The organism is Candidatus Viadribacter manganicus (assembly GCF_001679665.1).
Taxonomy (GTDB): Bacteria; Pseudomonadota; Alphaproteobacteria; order Caulobacterales; family Aquidulcibacteraceae; genus Vitreimonas; species Vitreimonas manganica.
Genome location: NZ_CP013244.1, coordinates 1,669,564 through 1,688,235, shown reverse-complemented (window position 1 = coordinate 1,688,235; position 18,672 = coordinate 1,669,564). Strand labels below are relative to the sequence as shown.

The 18,672-nt window shown below is 61.7% G+C and carries 18 protein-coding genes; 8 read left to right on the top strand and 10 right to left on the bottom strand.

The window, feature by feature from the left end; genetic code table 11:
* Positions 1-3: 3 nt before the first annotated feature.
* The 8 genes from ATE48_RS08795 to ATE48_RS08760 are packed head-to-tail and all read left to right on the top strand — an operon-like array spanning position 4 to position 9,582.
* Entirely contained in the window at positions 4-3,735 is a 3,732-nt protein-coding gene (locus ATE48_RS08795) for a nitrate reductase subunit alpha (protein ID WP_066770257.1), read from the top strand.
* Positions 3,732-5,252, top strand: coding sequence for a nitrate reductase subunit beta (narH, locus tag ATE48_RS08790; protein WP_066770255.1), 1,521 nt, complete (start codon positions 3,732-3,734; stop codon positions 5,250-5,252). The genes ATE48_RS08795 and narH overlap by 4 nt, the downstream gene beginning before the upstream one ends.
* 2 nt (positions 5,253-5,254) lie before the next feature.
* Positions 5,255-5,932, top strand: coding sequence for a nitrate reductase molybdenum cofactor assembly chaperone (gene narJ, locus ATE48_RS08785; protein WP_066770253.1), 678 nt, complete (start codon positions 5,255-5,257; stop codon positions 5,930-5,932).
* Positions 5,929-7,146: a hypothetical protein gene (locus ATE48_RS08780; protein WP_066770251.1), complete on the top strand. Its 1,218-nt coding sequence runs from the start codon at positions 5,929-5,931 to the stop codon at positions 7,144-7,146. Before narJ ends, ATE48_RS08780 begins: the two co-directional genes overlap by 4 nt.
* 9 nt (positions 7,147-7,155) lie before the next feature.
* Entirely contained in the window at positions 7,156-7,863 is a 708-nt protein-coding gene (gene narI / locus ATE48_RS08775; protein ID WP_066770248.1) for a respiratory nitrate reductase subunit gamma, read from the top strand.
* Positions 7,860-8,744 carry a peptidylprolyl isomerase gene (locus tag ATE48_RS08770; protein WP_083197241.1) on the top strand — a complete coding sequence of 295 codons (885 nt, stop codon included), beginning with the start codon at positions 7,860-7,862 and terminating at the stop codon, positions 8,742-8,744. Before narI ends, ATE48_RS08770 begins: the two co-directional genes overlap by 4 nt.
* A complete protein-coding gene (locus ATE48_RS08765) occupies positions 8,741-9,040 on the top strand; it encodes a hypothetical protein (protein WP_066770244.1) in 300 nt (99 codons plus the stop codon). The genes ATE48_RS08770 and ATE48_RS08765 overlap by 4 nt, the downstream gene beginning before the upstream one ends.
* The gene (locus ATE48_RS08760) at positions 9,037-9,582 is read left to right on the top strand and encodes a hemerythrin domain-containing protein (RefSeq protein WP_066770242.1); all 546 of its coding nucleotides are present in this window, start codon (positions 9,037-9,039) and stop codon (positions 9,580-9,582) included. Before ATE48_RS08765 ends, ATE48_RS08760 begins: the two co-directional genes overlap by 4 nt.
* A gap of 3 nt (positions 9,583-9,585) precedes the next feature.
* Here ATE48_RS08760 and ATE48_RS08755 read toward each other — a convergent pair whose 3' ends face one another.
* The 10 genes from ATE48_RS08755 to ATE48_RS08710 form a co-directional block, all read right to left on the bottom strand.
* Entirely contained in the window at positions 9,586-11,805 is a 2,220-nt protein-coding gene (locus ATE48_RS08755) for an adenosylcobalamin-dependent ribonucleoside-diphosphate reductase (RefSeq protein WP_066774748.1), read from the bottom strand.
* 317 nt (positions 11,806-12,122) lie between these two features.
* Positions 12,123-12,383 carry a hypothetical protein gene (locus ATE48_RS08750; protein WP_066770239.1) on the bottom strand — a complete coding sequence of 87 codons (261 nt, stop codon included), beginning with the start codon at positions 12,381-12,383 and terminating at the stop codon, positions 12,123-12,125.
* A 98-nt stretch (positions 12,384-12,481) separates the two neighbouring features.
* Complete coding sequence (locus ATE48_RS08745) at positions 12,482-13,552, bottom strand: PGN_0703 family putative restriction endonuclease (protein WP_066770237.1); 1,071 nt, start codon at positions 13,550-13,552, stop codon at positions 12,482-12,484.
* A gap of 465 nt (positions 13,553-14,017) precedes the next feature.
* Positions 14,018-14,383, bottom strand: a complete 366-nt coding sequence (locus ATE48_RS08740) for a hypothetical protein (protein WP_066770235.1) — start codon at positions 14,381-14,383, stop codon at positions 14,018-14,020.
* A complete protein-coding gene (locus tag ATE48_RS08735; protein WP_066770233.1) occupies positions 14,380-14,844 on the bottom strand; it encodes a hypothetical protein in 465 nt (154 codons plus the stop codon). Before ATE48_RS08735 ends, ATE48_RS08740 begins: the two co-directional genes overlap by 4 nt.
* 126 nt (positions 14,845-14,970) lie before the next feature.
* Entirely contained in the window at positions 14,971-15,345 is a 375-nt protein-coding gene (locus tag ATE48_RS08730; RefSeq protein ID WP_066770226.1) for a hypothetical protein, read from the bottom strand.
* Positions 15,342-16,430 (bottom strand): ArdC family protein, encoded by a 1,089-nt coding sequence (locus tag ATE48_RS08725; RefSeq protein WP_083197240.1) that lies wholly within the window; start codon positions 16,428-16,430, stop codon positions 15,342-15,344. The genes ATE48_RS08730 and ATE48_RS08725 overlap by 4 nt, the downstream gene beginning before the upstream one ends.
* Positions 16,431-16,710: 280 nt before the next feature.
* Positions 16,711-16,989, bottom strand: a complete 279-nt coding sequence (locus ATE48_RS08720; protein WP_066770225.1) for a hypothetical protein — start codon at positions 16,987-16,989, stop codon at positions 16,711-16,713.
* Between the two features lie 29 nt (positions 16,990-17,018).
* Positions 17,019-17,279, bottom strand: coding sequence for a metal-sensing transcriptional repressor (locus tag ATE48_RS08715; RefSeq protein WP_066770224.1), 261 nt, complete (start codon positions 17,277-17,279; stop codon positions 17,019-17,021).
* A 29-nt stretch (positions 17,280-17,308) separates the two neighbouring features.
* The gene (locus tag ATE48_RS08710) at positions 17,309-18,535 is read right to left on the bottom strand and encodes a tyrosine-type recombinase/integrase (RefSeq protein WP_066770223.1); all 1,227 of its coding nucleotides are present in this window, start codon (positions 18,533-18,535) and stop codon (positions 17,309-17,311) included.
* Positions 18,536-18,672: the final 137 nt, after the last annotated feature.

Here is an 18,672-nt window from a genome sequence, read left to right as displayed (position 1 = left end):
GACATGAGCCATACACTCGATCGCCTCGCCTTCTTTACGCGCAAGACCGAGCTCTACTCGGAAGGGCACGGCGTCATGAACGACGAGGATCGTTCCTGGGAGGAAGCCTACCGGCGCAGGTGGCAGCACGACAAGATCGTTCGGTCAACGCATGGCGTGAACTGCACGGGCTCGTGTTCGTGGAAGATCTACGTCAAGGGCGGCATCGTCACATGGGAGACGCAACAGACGGATTATCCGCGCACACGACCGGACTTGCCGAACCATGAGCCACGCGGCTGCGCACGCGGCGCGAGTTACTCCTGGTATCTCTATTCCGGCAATCGTGTGAAGTATCCGCTCGTGCGTGGTCGCTTAATGAAGATGTGGCGCGAAGCGCGCAAGACGATGTCGCCGGTGCAGGCTTGGGCGTCGATCGTCGAGAACCCGGCCAAGCGGAAATCCTACACTTCCATTCGCGGCGGCGGCGGCCTGGTGCGCGCTGCCTGGCACGAAGTCACTGAGTTGATCGGCGCCGCCAACGCCTACACCGTGAAGAAGCACGGTCCAGATCGAGTGTTTGGTTTCTCGCCAATCCCCGCGATGTCGATGATCTCCTACGCGGCCGGAGCTCGTTATCTGCAATTGATCGGTGGCGTCTGCGGTTCGTTTTACGATTGGTACTGCGACTTGCCGCCGGCTTCGCCGCAAACCTGGGGCGAGCAAACCGACGTTCCGGAATCCGCGGACTGGTACAATTCCGGCTTCATTCTGGTCTGGGGCTCGAACGTGCCGCAGACGCGGACGCCGGACGCGCACTTCTACACGGAGGTTCGCTATAAAGGTGCGAAGTCCGTCGTCATTTGTCCGGACTATTCCGAAGCTTCGAAATTCGCCGACCTGTGGATTTCGGTGAAGCAGGGGACAGATGCCGCGCTCGCGATGGCCATGGGTCACGTGGTGCTGAGCGAGTACCATCGCGACCGGCAGGTGCCGTACTTTCAGGACTACGTCCGCCGCTACACCGACATGCCGTTGCTGGTGCGGCTTGTGAAGAAGGATGGCCGCTACGTTCCCGATCGGCTGGTGCGCGCTTCGGACTTTGTCGATGGCTTAGGCGAAGACAACAATCCCGACTGGAAGACGATCGGCATTGATGAAGCGACTGGCAACCCGGTTGTGCCGACCGGCTCGATCGGGTTCCGGTGGGGTGAACAGGGCAAGTGGAATTTGGAAGAGAAGAAGGCGGATGGCGCGCCGGTGAAGCTGCGCGTTGGCCTCAAGGGCGCGCACGACGAAGTCGCCGAGGTCTTGTTTCCCTACTTTGCCAACACCGCCTCGAACGGGTTTGCGTCCACCGACCACCCTGACACGCTGATGCGTCGCATTCCTGCAAAACGCATGACGTTGAAGGACGGTGAGGTGTTAGTTGCCTCCGTCTACGATCTGATGCTCGCCAACTATGGTGTAGATCAGGGCTTCGGCGGCGAGCACATGCCGTCCAGCTACGATGACCTTGAACCCTATACGCCGGCTTGGGCGGAGGCCGTCACGACTGTCCCGCGCAATCAGATCATCGCCGTGGCGCGCGGTTTTGCGACCAACGCGGAAAAGACCAACGGCAAGTCGATGGTGATCATCGGCGCGGCGATGAACCATTGGTATCACATGGACATGAACTATCGCGGGGTGATCAACCTCCTCGCGATGTGTGGCTGCATCGGTCAATCTGGTGGTGGCTGGTCGCACTATGTTGGACAGGAAAAGTTGCGGCCTCAGACCGGCTGGGCACCGCTGGCGTTTGCGACCGATTGGGCGCGTCCGCCGCGCCAACAGAACTCTACCAGCTTCTTCTATGCGCATTCCGATCAGTGGCGTTACGAAACGCTGGACGTGAAAGAAATCCTTTCACCCACCGCACCAGACGGCGACTGGGGTGTGACCTTCATCGACTATAACGCCAAGGCCGAGCGTATGGGGTGGTTGCCCTCGGCGCCGGCGCTCAAGACCAATCCACTGGACGTGGCGAAAGCGGCTGAGCGCGAGGGTGTCGATCCACGCGACTACGTCGTGCGCGAACTGAACGCCAAGCGGCTCGAGATGAGCTGCATGGACCCAGATCACCCAGACAATTGGCCGCGCAACATGTTTGTGTGGCGCTCGAATTTGTTGGGTTCGTCCGGCAAAGGTCACGAATATTTCTTGAAGCATCTGCTTGGGACGACAAACGGCGTGCTCGGCAAAGATCTGGGTTCTACCGGCCGACGCAAGCCCGTGGACGTGAAGTGGCGCGACGAAGCGCCAGAAGGAAAGCTCGATCTGCTTGTCACGATCGACTTTCGTATGTCCACAACCGCGGTCTACTCCGACGTCATTCTGCCCACAGCGACTTGGTATGAGAAGAACGATCTCAACACCTCGGACATGCACCCGTTCATCCACCCGCTGACCGCGGCCGTGGATCCTGTTTGGGAGTGCAAGTCAGACTGGGAAATCTTCAAGGCCATTGCAAAATCGTTCTCGGAAGTATGCCCCGAAATCTTGGGCGTGGAGAAGGACGTTGTCCTGACGCCGATCCAACACGATACCGCCGGCGAAATGGCGCAGCCGTTTGATGTAGAGGATTGGTGGAAGGGTGATTGCGCGCTGGTCCCCGGAAAAACCGGCCCGCAGATTACAGTGATCGAGCGCGACTACCCGAACGTCTATCGCCGCTTCACCTCGCTCGGCCCACTAATGGGCAAGGTCGGCAACGGCGGCAAGGGTCTGGGCTGGAACACCGACCATGAAATCGCGCATTTGAAGGCGCTCAATGGCGAAGTCCTCAATGGACCGACCCAGGGCCTGGCGAAGATTGAAACCGACATCGACGCTTGTGAGACCATTCTCATGCTCGCGCCAGAGACCAACGGTGAGGTGGCCGTAAAGGCATGGCAGTCGTTGGAAAAGCAGACCGGCCGTGAGCACGCGCACCTGGCGCTACCGAAGGAAGACGAAAAGATCCGCTTCCGCGACGTGGTGGCGCAGCCGCGCAAGATCATCTCCTCGCCGATCTGGTCGGGGATCGAGAGCGAGAAGGTTTGCTACAATGCTGGCTATACCAACGTACATGAGCAGATCCCCTGGCGTACGCTGACAGGGCGCCAGCAGCTTTACCAAGATCACCTTTGGATGCGTGCATTCGGCGAGGGTCTGTGCGTCTACAAGCCGCCGATTGATCTCAAGACCACGGGGTTGGCGCACAAGTTCCGCTCGAATGGCGAAAAGGAGATCATACTCAACTTCATTACCCCGCACCAGAAGTGGGGCATCCACTCAACCTACTCGGACAATCTGCTGATGCTGACGCTCAATCGCGGCGGACCAGTGGTGTGGCTGTCGGAGAAGGACGCTGGCCGAGCAGGCATCAAGGATAATGATTGGATCGAGGCGTTCAATTCAAACGGCGCACTCACCGCGCGCGCAGTTGTTTCTCAGCGCATCCGTGAAGGCACGGTCTTCATGTACCACGCACAAGAGAAGATCGTGAACACGCCCGGCTCGGAGATGACCGGGCATCGCGGCGGCATCCATAACTCAGTGACGCGCACGGTGTTGAAGCCGACGCATATGATCGGTGGTTACGCGCAGCTGGCCTATGGGTTCAATTATTACGGAACGGTCGGTTCAAACCGCGATGAGTTCGTCATCGTGCGAAAGATGGACAAAGTGGATTGGCTCGACAAACCACTCGCTGAAGTGGGAGCCGGTCAATGAAAGTCCGCGCTCAAATTGGCATGGTGCTCAACCTCGACAAGTGCATCGGTTGTCATACCTGCTCAGTCACCTGCAAGAATGTCTGGACCAGCCGCGAAGGTGTTGAATACGCCTGGTTCAACAACGTCGAGACCAAGCCGGGCGTCGGCTATCCGCGCGAATGGGAAAATCAGAAGCGCTGGAATGGCGGCTGGGAGCGTACCAGGGGCGGAAAAATCCAACCGCGCATGGGCCCGAAGTGGCGGATCCTGGCGAAGATCTTCGCCAACCCGGATTTGCCTGAGATCGACGATTATTATGAGCCCTTCGACTTCGACTATGCGCATTTGCAGAACGCGCCGGAGATGCAGGCGTTTCCAACCGCGCGGCCGCGTTCGCAGATAACCGGCCAACGTATGGAGAAGATCGAGTGGGGCCCGAACTGGGAGGAGATTCTCGGCGGTGAGTTTTCCAAGCGATCCAAGGATGTGAACTTCGACAAGGTGCAGAAGGACATCTACGGGCAGTTTGAAAACACGTTCATGATGTATCTGCCGCGCCTGTGCGAGCATTGCCTCAACCCGACTTGCGTCGCGGCTTGCCCGTCCGGCGCCATCTACAAGCGCGAGGAAGACGGCATTGTTCTGATCGATCAGGACAAGTGCCGCGGCTGGCGAATGTGCGTGTCGGCGTGTCCGTACAAGAAAATCTATTACAATTGGTCGAGTGGAAAATCCGAGAAATGCACGTTCTGCTATCCGCGTATCGAAGCCGGACAGCCTACGGTCTGCTCTGAAACCTGCGTCGGGCGCATCCGCTATCTGGGGGTTATCCTCTACGACGCGGACCGCATCGAGGAAGCCGCCAGCGTCGATGAAAAGGATCTCTACGAGGCGCAGCTCAAGGTCTTTCTTGACCCGAGCGATCCGGCGGTGATTGCGCAAGCGCGTGCGGACGGCGTGCCGGAGGCGTGGATTGAAGCGGCGCGGAGAAGCCCGGTCTACAAAATGGCGATGGAGTGGAAGGTCGCGTTTCCGCTTCATCCGGAATATCGCACGCTGCCTATGGTCTGGTACGTCCCGCCGCTGTCGCCAATCCAGTCGGCGGCGTCGATGGGCGCGATCGAACACGATGGCGTCATGCCGGATGTGCGCTCGTTGCGGATACCGGTGAAATATCTCGCCAACATGCTCACCGCAGGTGAGGAGACGCCGATCATTACCGCACTCGAGCGAATGCTGGCGATGCGCTCATTCATGCGCTCGAAGTCAATCGACGGCGTGATCGATCATGCGGTGGCGGAGCGGGTAGGCTTAGCCGCGGCGCAGATCGAGGACATGTACCAGATCATGGCGATCGCGAACTATGAAGATCGTTTCGTGATCCCGACTTCGCATCGCGAGGGCGCCGAGGACGCTTTGGGCATTCGTGGCGCCTGCGGCTTTAGTTTCGGCAATGAAGCGTCCGGCGGACGCACTGAGTTCGGCTTGTTTGGCAGGACCAAAAACAGCCGCGCCAAGAACCCGATGGAGATTTGAACATGGCGCAAACCTATCGCGCGCTCTCGGTGCTGTTGAGCTATCCCACTGCGGAAACGTCGGCGCTGGTGCCGGCCGCAGTCGAGGCGCTCCACGGCGATCGATTGGCGCCTGCGGGCTTAGTGCGGCGCTTGACCTCTTTGGCATTCGAGCTCTCGGGACAAGATCTCTATGGGGCGCAAGCGCGCTACGTTGATCTGTTCGACCGCACGCGCTCCTTGTCGCTGCAACTCTACGAGCACGTCCACGGTGAGAGCCGCGACCGTGGCCAGGCCATGGTGGAGTTGTTGAAGCTCTATTCGTCGCGCGGTCTTGAGCTGACCGCAAAGGAGCTGCCAGATCACCTCCCGGTATTTCTCGAGTTTCTGTCGATGCTGCCGACGGACGAAGCCGCGGCGCTGCTCGGTGAAGCCGCGCACGTTCTGGAAGCGTTGCGAGAGCGTTTAAAAAAGCGCCGGTCGCCGTACGCCCGTGTGTTCGACATCTTAGTGGCTCTGGTCGAAACGAAGCGAAACGCCGAAGCGCTCAACGCCTTGCTGCAGGAACCGGACGACGATCCCGATGATCTCGAAGCGCTCGATAGGGCCTGGGCGGAAGAGCAGGTGACATTTGGTCCGGATCAAGTCGGCTGCCCCAAGGCCGCCGCGGCGGTCGCACGCATGGGGGAAACCACTCAATGAACGCAGTGCAACAGCCGTTGCGTGTGCTCACGATTGCGCTGGGCGCCTTCGGCGCATGTTGGGCAGCGCCCTTATCGGCCTCAGCGCAAACGCAGGCCGCGGGCGATTGGATCGTTGATACCCGCCTGCGCTACGAGAGCGTTTCGCAAGATGGGCTCAATGACGCCGACGCGCTGACTCTTCGCACCCGCCTGGGTTACGAAACCCGCGCGTTCAATGGCTTCAAGTTCCTCGCTGAGTTCGAGGGCGTGGCCCAGCTGACGGATGATTTCAACGATACGGTAAACGGCAATACAGCATTTGCCACCGTGTCAGATCCCGAAGCCTTCGAGCTCAATCGGTTGCAAGTCACGTGGGCCGGCGCCCAGGGCCGGCGTGTTGTAGCAGGGCGTCAACGCATCGTCCTCAACAACGCACGCTTCGTTGGCAATGTGGGCTTTCGCCAAAACGAGCAGACGTTTGACGCACTCCGAATTGAAGCGCGGCCGTTTGAGCACGGCGCCTTCACCTACGTCTACATCGACAATGTGCGCCGGATCTTTGGCGACGACAGCGCGCAAGGTGAGTGGGATAGCGATTCGCACGTATTGCAGGCCGATCTCGATCTGCCGGCCGGACGCCTTAGTGCCTATGGCCTTTTGCTCGACTTTCAGAATGCTCCGGCGCAATCGAGTCAGACGTACGGACTGCGGTGGTCGAATGAGTGGCAAGCAGGCTCGTTTCATCCGCGGTTGACGCTGGAAGCAGCGGCGCAGAGCGATTATCGCGGCAACAGCACCGGCTTTGACCTTGGCTACCAGCACGGCGAGCTCGCTGTCCGTCACGACCGATGGACCGTGACCGTCGGCGGTGAACGCCTTGAGGGCGACGGCGTTCGCGGCTTCTCCACGCCGCTGGCGACGCTGCACGCCTTTCAAGGCTGGGCTGATGTATTTCTAGCGACGCCGCCTGACGGCGTTCGTGACCTCTACGCCGGCGTCTCGTATTCGACGCGCCCCTGGCCGGCGCAGCAGCCTGTCGTCTTCAACGTAGTTGCGCACGATTTCACTGACGACGGCGGCAGCGCCGACTTTGGTTCCGAATTGAATGCCTCCGTTCGGCTCTCGCTCAACGAACGTGTCTCACTTGAGGCCAAGGCGGCAACGTTCGAGGGCGAGGATCCTCGTTTTGCAGACCGCACCAAGATTTGGTTCGCGGTCGAATATCGGCTCTGAGGGCGCATCATGGATTGGCTCAATCAGGCACTATTCGGGTTCTACCCATACATCGCGCTGGCAGTGCTCGCGCTCGGCTCAGTGCTGCGTTTCGACCGGGAACAGTACACGTGGCGCACGGGATCATCGCAATTGCTGCGCCGAAAGCAGCTCGTGCTGGGCTCCATCCTTTTCCATGTGGGCATCCTCGCGATCTTCGCCGGCCACTTTATCGGTCTGCTGACACCGATTGTGGTGTGGGATGCGCTTGGGGTGACCCACAGCGCAAAGCAGATGCTCGCCATCGTGGCAGGAGGCGTTGCCGGTGCGATGTGCCTCGTTGGTGGTCTCTTGCTTCTGCATCGGCGCGTTTTCGACGCGCGTATTCGCTCAACATCGAGCTTTGGCGACACGGCGATACTTGCGCTGCTGTTGGCGCAACTCTGCCTCGGCCTCGCCACCATCCCGATCTCGCTTGAGCACCGTGATGGCGGCGAAATGATTAAGTTCATGTATTGGGCGCAAGGCATCTTCACGTTCCGCGCCGGCGCTGCCGATTACGTGGCCGACGCGCACTGGATCTTTAAGGCGCACCTCACATTAGGTCTCACAATTCTTCTCGTTTTCCCGTTCACGCGCCTCGTACACATGCTGTCGGCGCCAATTTGGTATCTCAATCGCCGTGGGTGGCAAATCGTACGTTCGAAGCGCCTGGCGGCAGGGCAAGGCGGGCGATGAAACACACCCTCATACAGACCGCACAGAATGAACCTCAGGCAGAGGCGTTCTCCGGTTGCAGTCATGGCCCCGTTCCTGCGGCGCGTCGTCCAGCCAACGCCCCGCCAGTGTTCGTGAACGGGATTGCGATACCGGAGACGGCGATTGCGCAAGAGGCGCAGAACCACGACGCGGCCTCCGGCCCAGAGGCTCGCGCCGCAGCCGCTCGCGCATTGGTCATTCGTGAGCTGCTCTTGCTCCGTGCTCGCGCGCTGGCATTGGAGCCGACGCCGGCGCGAGATGCTCAAGGGCGCGAAGAGACCGATGAGGAGGCGCTTGTCCGGCAAGTCCTCGAACTTGAGGTTGCTTCGGTTGAGCCAAGCGACGTTGAGTGCAGACGCGTCTACGAAGGCGCTGCGTCGCAGTTCGCCGCGCCTGAACTCTACGAAGCATCCCACATTCTGTTTGCCCCCGAACACGAAGGAGAGGCGGCCTGGGTCGCCGCTTATGAACGCGCTGCCGCCGCCATCAAAGCCATCGGCGCGGGAGAGCCGTTCGCCGAGTGGGCGCGCGCATGCTCGGCCTGTCCAACTGCAGAGCAGGGCGGTTCGCTCGGTCAGCTCCAGCGCGGCGACTTGGCAGATGATCTTGAACGCGCCTTGATGGATCTTAGTCCCGGTCAGATCGGTGCGAAGCCAGTTCGTACCCGCCATGGCTGGCACGTCATTCGTCTTGATCAGCACAGCGCGGCGAAGGAACTCCCGTTCGAAGTCGTCAAGGCTTTCATCAAGGGATCATTGCGCACACGTGCGTGGGCGGCTTCCTCGGCTCGCTATGTGGCGGCGCTTGCGGCGTCGGCTCAGATCGAGGGGCTCTCGCTTTCTTTGGGATCAAAGGTATGAGCCGCGCGATGCAGCTTGGCGAGCTCTTGTCGCTTGGCCAGACCTCTAGCGCCGAGTTGCAATCTTGGCTTGGCGCCGAAGACGCGCGGCTTGAGCAAGAGCTTCAACGTGAGGCCAATCTCCGTGGCGAGACCTTGGCTCAATTCGTTCGCATCGCGGTTTCTGATTTCATGGCGGAAGCCGATGAAGAGACTTGGGCTGACCTGGTTTCGGCGCTGCGCGACGCCAAGGATCCAGGGGCTGCCTGCGTATCGAAGGTCACGACCTTTCGTCTCCGAATGGAGAGTGCGCTATGACCCCCAGCCTGCGTGACGACGGCGCGCGCCGTCCCACGCCGCACGATCCGATTGAATTTATCTTGGCCGAGCATCTCAACCATCGGCGCATGTGCAGGGCCCTTGAGCGCCTTTCTGACGCGACGGAGTTTGACGCGGCTGTCATCACAGCATTGCTCGATTTCATACGTTTCGATCTCACGTTGCATGTGATCGACGAAGAGGAAGATTTCTTCCCGATGCTCCGGCAGCGATGCTTGCCGGAGGATCTTGTGGAGGATGTGCTCGATCGCCTGACCTCTGAGCATGCCGAGGACAAGGCGCTGTCAGTTCGGGTGCGCGACGTGCTCAACGCCTGCCTCATTATAAGGAAGCCGCCGCACTCTATTGAAGGTGGTGCGGAAGCGTTAGCCGCCTTCGCCAAGCACGAGATGCGTCATCTGACATTGGAGAATGCGGTTGTCGTGCCGTTGGCGCGTCGTCGCTTCGATGCCGAAGATCTCCGGGTGCTGAGCCTGCGCCTAATCGCCCGGCGCCGTCGCGTGACGGCGCCGGATAACTAGGCATCACGAACACTTCGAATAGCCGCACTCAAGACATTTATCGCACCCCTCGGCGCGTATCAGCGCGGCAGCGCCGCACTTGGGACAGCCTCTCGGCTTTACCCGCGGGCCAGATTCTTGCGCGACAACAGCCTTGATCGTATCGCTATCAAGGTGACGCTGGATGACATCGCCGATGGCTGCGAGCAAAGAAGGCACATAGCGCCCGCCAAGCCAGGCCCCGCCGCGGGGATCGAACACAGCCTTCAGCTCTTCGGCGACGAATGAGACGTCGCCACCGCGACGGAATACAGCCGAGATCATTCGCGTCAGCGCTAATGTCCACGCATAGTGCTCCATGTTCTTCGAGTTGATGAAGATCTCGAACGGTCGGCGCTTGCCGTCTTCCTCGATGTCGTTGATCGTGACGTAAAGCGCGTGCTCGCTCTCGGGCCATTTGATCTTGTAGGTTGAGCCAATCAACGCATCGGGCCGTGGGGTGAGGCTCATCAGCTTTGTTTCCGCGACAGGCTTTTCCGCATCGTCGGTTTTCGCGACTGAGAGGATTGAGCCTGTCACCGCGTTCGGGCGATAAGTCGTGCAGCCTTTGCAACCGAGATCGTACGCCCTGGTGTAGACGTCGGCGAAATCCTCGAACGAAATATCCTCCGGACAATTGATCGTCTTGGAGATCGAGCTGTCGATGTATTGCTGCGCCACGGCCTGCATGGCCAGATGATCCGCGGGCGTCAGCGTTTGCGCGCTGACGAAACTATGCTCAGGAGGAGGGGCGTCGCCTTTGAGTTTCTTCCAGAGCGTCAGCGCGTAATCCTGGACCGGTTCTTCAACGAAGGAATTGTCGGGTTGCCGCACACGCCGTTGGTACGAGAAGGCAAAGACGGGCTCGATGCCAGACGAGGTGTTGCCAGCCAGCAGTGAAATGGTGCCGGTGGGCGCGATTGTGGTGAGGCAACCGTTGCGCAGACCGTGTTCCGCAATCATCGCGCGCGTGTCGGGATCGAGCGACGCGAGCATGGGGCGCTCAAGGAGGGCCGACTCATAGGCCGGGAAGGCTCCTTTCTCCGCGGCGAGTTCGGCAGAGGCGCGGTAAGCGGCGGTCCGGATCGTGTCGAGCCATCGACGCGTAAGCGCCACACCATCGACCGCGCCGTAACGCGCGTTGCAGAAAATCAGCGCGTCGGCAAGCCCTGTGATGCCGAGACCAATGCGCCGTTTGGCCTTGGCCTCTATTTCCTGTTCGCGCAGTGGGTAGCGAGAGACGTCGATGACGTTGTCGAGGAAACGAACGGCGGTGGTGGTGAGGTCAGCCAGTCGCGCTTCATCGATCCGCGAATTGAGCTCGAATGGACTCTCGACCAATCGAGAAAGGTTGATTGAACCGAGCAGACACGCACCATAGGGCGGCAACGGTTGCTCCCCGCACGGATTGGTGGCCGAGACGGTTTCACAATAGGCCAGGTTGTTGGAGGCGTTCACGCGGTCGATGAAAATGACGCCTGGTTCGGCAACGTCATAGGTTGCCCGCATCAGTCGGGCCCAGAGATCGCGCGCGCGCACGGTGCGATAGATCTCGCCGTCGAACTGCAGCGGCCAATCTTGGTCTGCCGCGAGCGCAGCCATGAAAGAATTGGTCACCAAGGCGGATACATTGAAGTTGCGCAGTCGAGCGGGGTCGCGCTTGGCGTCGATAAAGTCCTCGATGTCCGGATGATCGATGCGCAAGCAAGCCATCATCGCGCCGCGACGCTGGCCGGCGGACATAACCGTTCGGCACATGGCGTCCCAGGCGTCCATGAAGGAAAGCGGACCGGAGGCCTTGGCGCCAACGCCGCGCACGGGCGCACCTGCTGGCCGGATGGTCGAGAAATCCATACCGACGCCGCCGCCTTGCTGCATCGTCAGCGCCGCTTCCCGCAGATGCTCGAAGATGCCGTCGAGATTGTCCGGGATCGTCCCCATGACAAAGCAATTGAACAGCGTCACCGCGCGGCCAGTGCCCGCGCCGGCGATAATTCTTCCGGCGGGCAAGAACTGAAAATCCATCAACGCGTCGTTGAACTTTTCGCGCCAGTGACGGCGTCCGCGTCCAGGTTCGGCCTCAGCGATAGCGGCAGCGACACGCGACCACGTGCCTTCGACATCCGCGTCACCGTCACTGCCTTCGTTGAGGAAGCGGTACTTGGCGTTCCAAATTTCCGCAGAGATGGTGGCGTCGAACGGCATTGCATTCTCCATATGTGCATTCGCTGCATCGACGACCACTGTCGGCGAGTCTCTCGTAATGGAGAGGTAAATTGCGCGGTCACGCGACAACGCGGCGCAGATGTTGCCATTCGTCAATTTGCGCCTTGATAGTCGTCAATCAATGCGGCGGAGCTCGCTGCCTAATTCAGGGTGTTTCTGCGACCTCGCAACACCGTCGAAAGTGCCGCAGTCACTCTTGATGATGGTCAAATGGATCGCGGAACATAGAGAGCAGGGTTTCGCTTGCCGCAACATTTGGCGCGGCTATCTGGAGCGACGCTTTGGCGGAATGGCGGTCAGTATTTCGCTGAACTCCCCCGCATAGAAATGCGGCCGCCAAAATTTTCGTCGGAGCGTCGCAGGTCGCTAAAGAGGGCGCCATGCAAGGTCTCGAATTGCGTGTCGTTGCGCTCGGGAAGAAACTGCGAAGCGTAGCGCTTGAATATGGTTTCGATCTGAACGAAGCCGGGCTCATCGTTCACGAAGCTTGCCTCTATATTCTCCGCGACCTCCCCGACGCGACGCAGCCGATCGCCGATGTGGAGGACGCGGATCATCAAGCGGAGGCGTCCGTCCCTCCTTCACCTAGTGCTTGGCGAGGTGCCTAGCTCTGAGACCGGCGGGGCATAATCGCCACGGACCGGGCTATCCTGCGCTAGCGTGCGGCCGCCAGCGGGCTGCGCGGCGGTCGAGGCTGTGCACTTGCTGGTCGCGGCGCTGGGCGCAACGATCGACGGCGGCGTGGCGTGTTGAGGCACGCCTGGCGGACGAGGTCGTGCACCGGAGTGAAGTCGACGTAGCGCTCGCGCAGGGCGGCGGCGAGGTCGGGCGCGCCGCCGGAGCGGATCGCGTCGATCGCGTCCTCCAGCTCAACATTGAGGAAGGCGACTTTGCCGTCCGCGTTGGTGAGCCGCTTGGCGTAGGCGCGCGCTGCGCGTTGCACGTCCCGATTTTGGCGCGGCGCAACAAGGACGAACACGCCGCGATCAAAGATGCCGGCGTCGACCATGCTCTGCGCCAACATGTGCCCGCGCCATAGACCTTGCAGCGGGTTCTTGCGTAGCGCCGTGTCGTCGGGTTCGGCGAAGAGGCCGCTCGAACGCGAGAGTTCGTCGTAGCGCGGGCGCAGGCGCGCTTCCGGTTCGTTGAGGCTCTCGCTGTATTTGACCTCGATAGCGATGAAGGTTTTCGCGCCGTCGGGGGCGCGTGCGGTGGCGAAGGCGTCGAACGCCGTGCCGTCGGACGTAAACGTGGGGTCGCCGCGTCCGGGCGAGTGCTCGAACTGGATGTGAGTGATGTCTTTGGCAATGCCCGGCGCGAGTTGGTTGAAGACGCGGCGCGCGAGTTTCTTGTCGGCCTTGAGGGGCGCGAGGAGGTTGAAGGCGAGCGGCATCGACGAGAGCAAGTTGGCGTGCATGCGTTCTACGTCGATCAACGCGCCTGGCTCGCGGTACGCGTAGTCGAGCCGCGCTTGGCCGAAGATGTCGGGTGTCAAGAAGTTCGCACCAGCGCGGGCGGCGTCGGTCGCAAGGCGCGAACCCAAACGGCGGCGCGTGCCGGCGGCGTTGGTGTAGTGGCCTTCGGATAGTTTGCGCCGTTCGCGCCAGAGCGCTTGCAGAAGGCGCGCGGCGGCGCGGAAGCGGCCGTCGTGTCGCTCGTAGACGTGGTGTTGTCGGAGTAGGCGTTCGGGGATGAGCGGCAGAAGTTCGGGGTTGTGCATCGCCATGTGTGCGGGCCTCCAGTTGCGTGGAGATTCACGGTGAGTGGCGAGAAGTTGCCTGGCGTCTGTCGGTGCCGCGTCTGCCGTTTTTGAACCCGAGCAGATCGGCCGAAGAAGGCCCGGAATTCTCCGCGTGTTGTCAACGCGTTGCGACGGGAAATGAGGGAAGGGTGCGACTCAGAGGGAAGGAATCTCGAAACCCGCAGGGCCGGGGGCGCGTGACCGCCTGTGGGGCGTGGACCGCGTGCCGGCGGGTGATTTCGCGCACAGGAAGCAAACGGCGCTGCGGTTTGCGCCGATCTGCTGCTGGTGTCTCAAGTGGGGCAATTTCAGAAGTCAGCGACCGCACCCGCCGAGCAATAGCGGACCCTGCAAAACTGCGCGCTGCCGCCGACTTCAGGTGCGCGCCCGGTGTCCGTTTTTGGGCGACAGTCGAACGTCTTCTTTTGGGATGAAGCCGCCGTCCCGCCGTTAGTGAGCGGCCTGGCGGCGGTGCGGCGGCAGAGGACCAAAGACGACGATGCAGGCTTCGTCGCACTCGATGCACTCTTCGATGCACAGGCGCGACGCCAGGTCGTCCGCTCGTATGACGTCACGAACGATGGTGCGTAGGGAAACGGTGTTGGGCGGGAGCGTCGGGTTGCCGTGGATGAGGATGGCAGCGGACGCGCCGGCAGTGCGTGCCGCCTCGATGACGTTGAAAACGATCGCTTCGTACGAATGGATCCACGTCAGGTCGTCTGCGCCAACGTGGGTGGCCTCAAACCCGATCTGAACCGCGTCGGGGAAACGGGCGGCGGCGAAGTGCCAATGCCCGGCTTGGGTTTTGAAGTTCATGACGTATCCCCGGTGTGGCCGCGTGTGTTCTGGTGTGTAGCGCCGCGCGTGTTGGACACGGCGAGTCGCGCGTGCCTGTCGTGGTGGCGGTGGTACTCGGCTTCGGTCGGCGCAGGCAGTCGGATCTCGGCGAGAGTTGCATCACGGAAGAAGCGGACGCTAGCGCGTTTGACGTACTCCCACGTCCATGGCGCGCGTGTGAGGAGCCAGCGGAGGACCGCCGGTCCGGTGGTTGCGCCTTTCAGACGGCGGACCGGTGGGTGAACGAAGATGAGGTGGCGGACGGCGTCCTCTTGCGCTTCCGCGAGTGTTTCGAGGATCTCGGTTTCAAAGTCGATTAGCGCGCCGGTGTCGTTGGTGGATGTGTCCTCGAAAATCGGCGCGTCGATCTCGATGAGGGCGAGATCGCGGAGATGTCGGGTTGCTTCACGATAGTCTTCGTTCGAGTAACGCTTCGGCATGGATGCTCCTCGTATTGGAACGGCATGCCCATATAGTTGCGCGCCCGTCTGTCTCTCATTCAAAGGCCGTTGAGTTTTGCGTGGTCGCGGCGTGTGGACGGCGCGCGGACGTTGGTGCGGTTGCGATCAGCGCAGTCGGCGGAGGTCGCGCGCGAGACTGGCGAGAAGCGTGGCGGCGCGCGTGTTGTCGACGAAGAGACGGGCGACGCAGAGTTTGGCGCGTGCGGCGTGCAGCGACGCGGCGCGTGCGGCGGCGAGTGCAGGCAGGAGGCGGTCGCGTTGGCGGCGCGCGCGTACGGCGGTGCGGAGATGCTGCCGCAATTCTTGCGCCAGTGGGTGTTGTGAGCGGGTGGCGCGGCTCAGAGAGATTGCGCGCGCGCGGGCCCAGTGCGCGAGGGCGACTTCGGTGGCGCGGGAGTGGTGGTCGTGGTGGCGCGCCGCGCGGTGATGCGCGAGTGCACGCAAGGCGAGATGAAGCGCGGCGTCCGGCGGCGGCGTCATGGGCGTGCGGCTGGCGTGACGGGGACAACGGTGTCCGGGCAGAGGAACGGGCGGAGGAAGTCAGCGGCGCGTTGGGCGTGGGCCGCTGCCGAAAGCAACGCGCCGGGGTCGCGGTCGAGGATTTGGAGCCAGTGGTCGAGGTACGACGCGTGGTCTTCGAGGTGGTCGACGGGCAGATGTAACTCGGCGCCGAGGAAGGCCGCGGTGAGTTCGGCGACGAGTTCTTCACGTGCGTAGGCGGCGGTGGAACGCGGGCCGGGGGCGAGGAAGGCGTCGCGGGCGAGGCGGGTGGGGTGGCCCGTCGCGTGCGCGAGTTCGTGGAGGCGCGTGCTGAAGTATTGGGCGAGGGAGACGAACGCGGGGCGCGGCGGGAGGTGGATCGTGTCGGTGGTGGGGTTGTAGCAGGCGCGCGTCCCGCCGTGTGTGGTGACGACGGGGACGCGGGCGAACAGTGGGTCGAGGCGTGCGGCGAGGAACGTGTTGTCCGCGGCGGGGGCCGGTGTCGTGAAGAAGTGCGGCGGCAGGTTGTCGATTTGGCTGGCGGAGAAGACCGCGAATGAACGCAACACGACACGGCGCGCGGGTGTGTCGGGGGTGGCGGCGTTGCCGGTGCCGGTGTCGGCGGACGAAGCGGCCGTGTCCCCGGACGAAGGGGGCGCGAGGTCTTTGTAGAAGAGGATGTGTGTCGCGCGTTCGCCGCGGCGGACCGCGCCGCCGAGTGCTTGGGCTTGTTTGAAGGTCAGCCAGTAGCGGGAGGTGAACTGGCGTTCCGCCGCCGCGGCCCACAACGCGATGATGTTAAAGCCCTTGTACGGGACGCCGTTGTGACGAAGCGGGAGGGCGAGTGCGGCGGCGCTGTCCCAGGGTTGGACCCAGGGACGGGCGCCGTGGTTGAGCGCGTCGATGAGTTGCGCCGTGACGCGCGCCGCGAGTGCAACCGGGCCCGAACGCGCGGTGTGTGTGTCGGGCGCGTCTGTTGAGGAAGGAGTGTGTGGTGAGGAAGGTGCGGGCGCGGCGTGGCGCGTGTCCGCTGTGGGCGGCGTGTCAGATGAAGGGACAACGGTGGAAGGGGCGGCGCGTGACATGCGCCGTGTTCAGTGTGCGGGGTGTGAAATTGCCCGCAGATAAAAAAGCCCCCGCCGCGCGCGACCCGCACACGACATCTTCTTTTCCTCCCCCTCCCATGAGAAGTGCATTGCATAGGGGAATGATTGGGGTTTGGTTCGGCAGTAGATGCGGATGCCTTCCGGATGCTGGCGCGGTTAGCATGCCATTCCAAAGGGGCTTCAGAAAAAGATAGAGTGATTACCATTCGTTTCGCAGCACTTTTCGCGATATTTTGCGCCGAGTGGTGAGCGTTGCGAGTCAAACCTCGACAACCAAGCGCAGGCCTCCCGGTTCGCCCGGCAGCGGTTGCTCAAGCAACCGCGCAAGTTCGGCCAGTCCCTTCTTGTCGTACTTTCGAAGGTCGGCCCGTTGGATCGTGCCTTTGTCTGGCCAGAAATTGTGGCCTTCGATCTGCACGCACCGCGGTGTGGTGCGGTAGATTTCGAGGCCATGCTTCTGCGCCCAGTCAATCGCCTCCGTCATTTTCTTGCTGTCGCCTCTCTCTTTCAGTGGGGCCTTTTTGCTGCGCTCTTTCATGTCACGCTCCTTGCTGCAATGTTCGGTGGTCACAAGAACTTTGCCAGTTGACGCAGCTCGCGTAGTGCGTCGCCGGAAAGATCGCGTCGCTCGACGCAGTGCTGCATGTGGTCGTGGATGAGCTGCTGCTTGGCGTGCGCAACGGCGGCCTCAACGGCGCGGATTTGCTGGGCGATGTTGACGGTGGAACGGGTCGTCGCCAAAAGGCGCGTGATGGCGCGCAGATGCCCTTCGGCGCGGCGGAGCCGCTTGATGACAGGTTCGCGCGATGGCTGCTTGGGTGCTCGCATATGCTCTCTCCTTCGGAGCGATATGCGCGTTAGGCGGCTTCTTCATCAGCACGCGCTAACGAAATCGATGTTCTTCCACCCCCCGGCAATGGGCGACCCAAACAATATGCCTCCCACAGTTCCGTGAGTTCGCGCCGTTTAGACAAGAGATCGCCGCGCCGGTAGGCGGCTTCGGCTTTATTGGCGATGACGTGCGCGAGTGCCATCTCGGTTACTTCGCGTGATGCGGTGGTCTCCTCAGCAGCCCAATCTCGAAATGAACTGCGAAACCCGTGCGCGGTTACCGCGCCATGGCCCATGCGCTCCAACAACGCAGCGAAAGCGGTTTCGCTGAGTGGTTTTCCGGCTGACCGTCCGGGAAAGATCAGTTCGTCAAGATTTCCGGATGGCGGGCCGATAAGTGCCAGCACCCGTTCGGTGAGCGGTACGCGATGCTCCCGCCTGGCCTTCATGCGTGTTGCGGGGATCGTCCAAATGCCTTCGCGCAAATTGATCTCGCGCCACGTGGCGAGGCGTACTTCGCCGCTTCGCGCTGCCGTCAGTACGAGAAATTCGAGCGCTCGCGCGGCCGGTGCGACGCGGTCACGCAGCTCGTCCATGAACGCCGGTACATCTCGATAGGACAGAGCGGGGTGGTGGCCGCGCGTGAGCTTTTTGGGGGGAGGGAGCATCTCCTCGAGATGGCCGCGCCATTGCGCGGGATTGTCGCCGCTTCTCAGGCCTCGCGCCTTGGCAGCGCTCAGCACCCGTTCGATCCGGCCGCGTAGCCGCGATGCTGTCTCGGGACGCGTCGTCCAGAGCGGCTTCAGAACCTTGAGAACATGGTCGGTCGTCAGGGCGTCAACCGGAACGTCGCGTATGGCCGAGGCGTGCTTCGTGAGTGTCATCCGCCATTGAGCGATGTGTTTGGCATTGCTGAAACCGCTTTCGATGTCGGCGATCAAAGCATCAGCGTAGGCGCCGAACGTCGGGACCTCCGATTGTGAGCGATCTGCTCCGCGTGGATTGCGCCCGTCGCGGAGAAGTTGCCGCGCGCGGTCAGCTTTCTCACGCGCCTCGGCTAAGCTGACTTGCCCAGGCCGTGCACTGCCCAATCCCATTTCAACTTGCTTGCCTTGCCAAGTGTAGATGAACACCCAGCGGCGCCCGCCGTTCTTAGAGATGTTCAGATAGAGGTTGCCGCCATCGGCGTGCCGTCCGCATTTCGTTAGGGTGGCGGCGCGTCGAGCTGACAGGCGTTGAGAAATTTTTGGCATTGTCCACTCCGCTTTTCGAGCGGAGCGCTCTGCCCCAGTCTGTGCCCTAGTGCAGGCACGGGATTGGGGTGGACCGCGCTGGACTCTGGTGGACCGTGATTTGTCACGTCCTCGGTCCAACGCTTTGACGGCAAAGA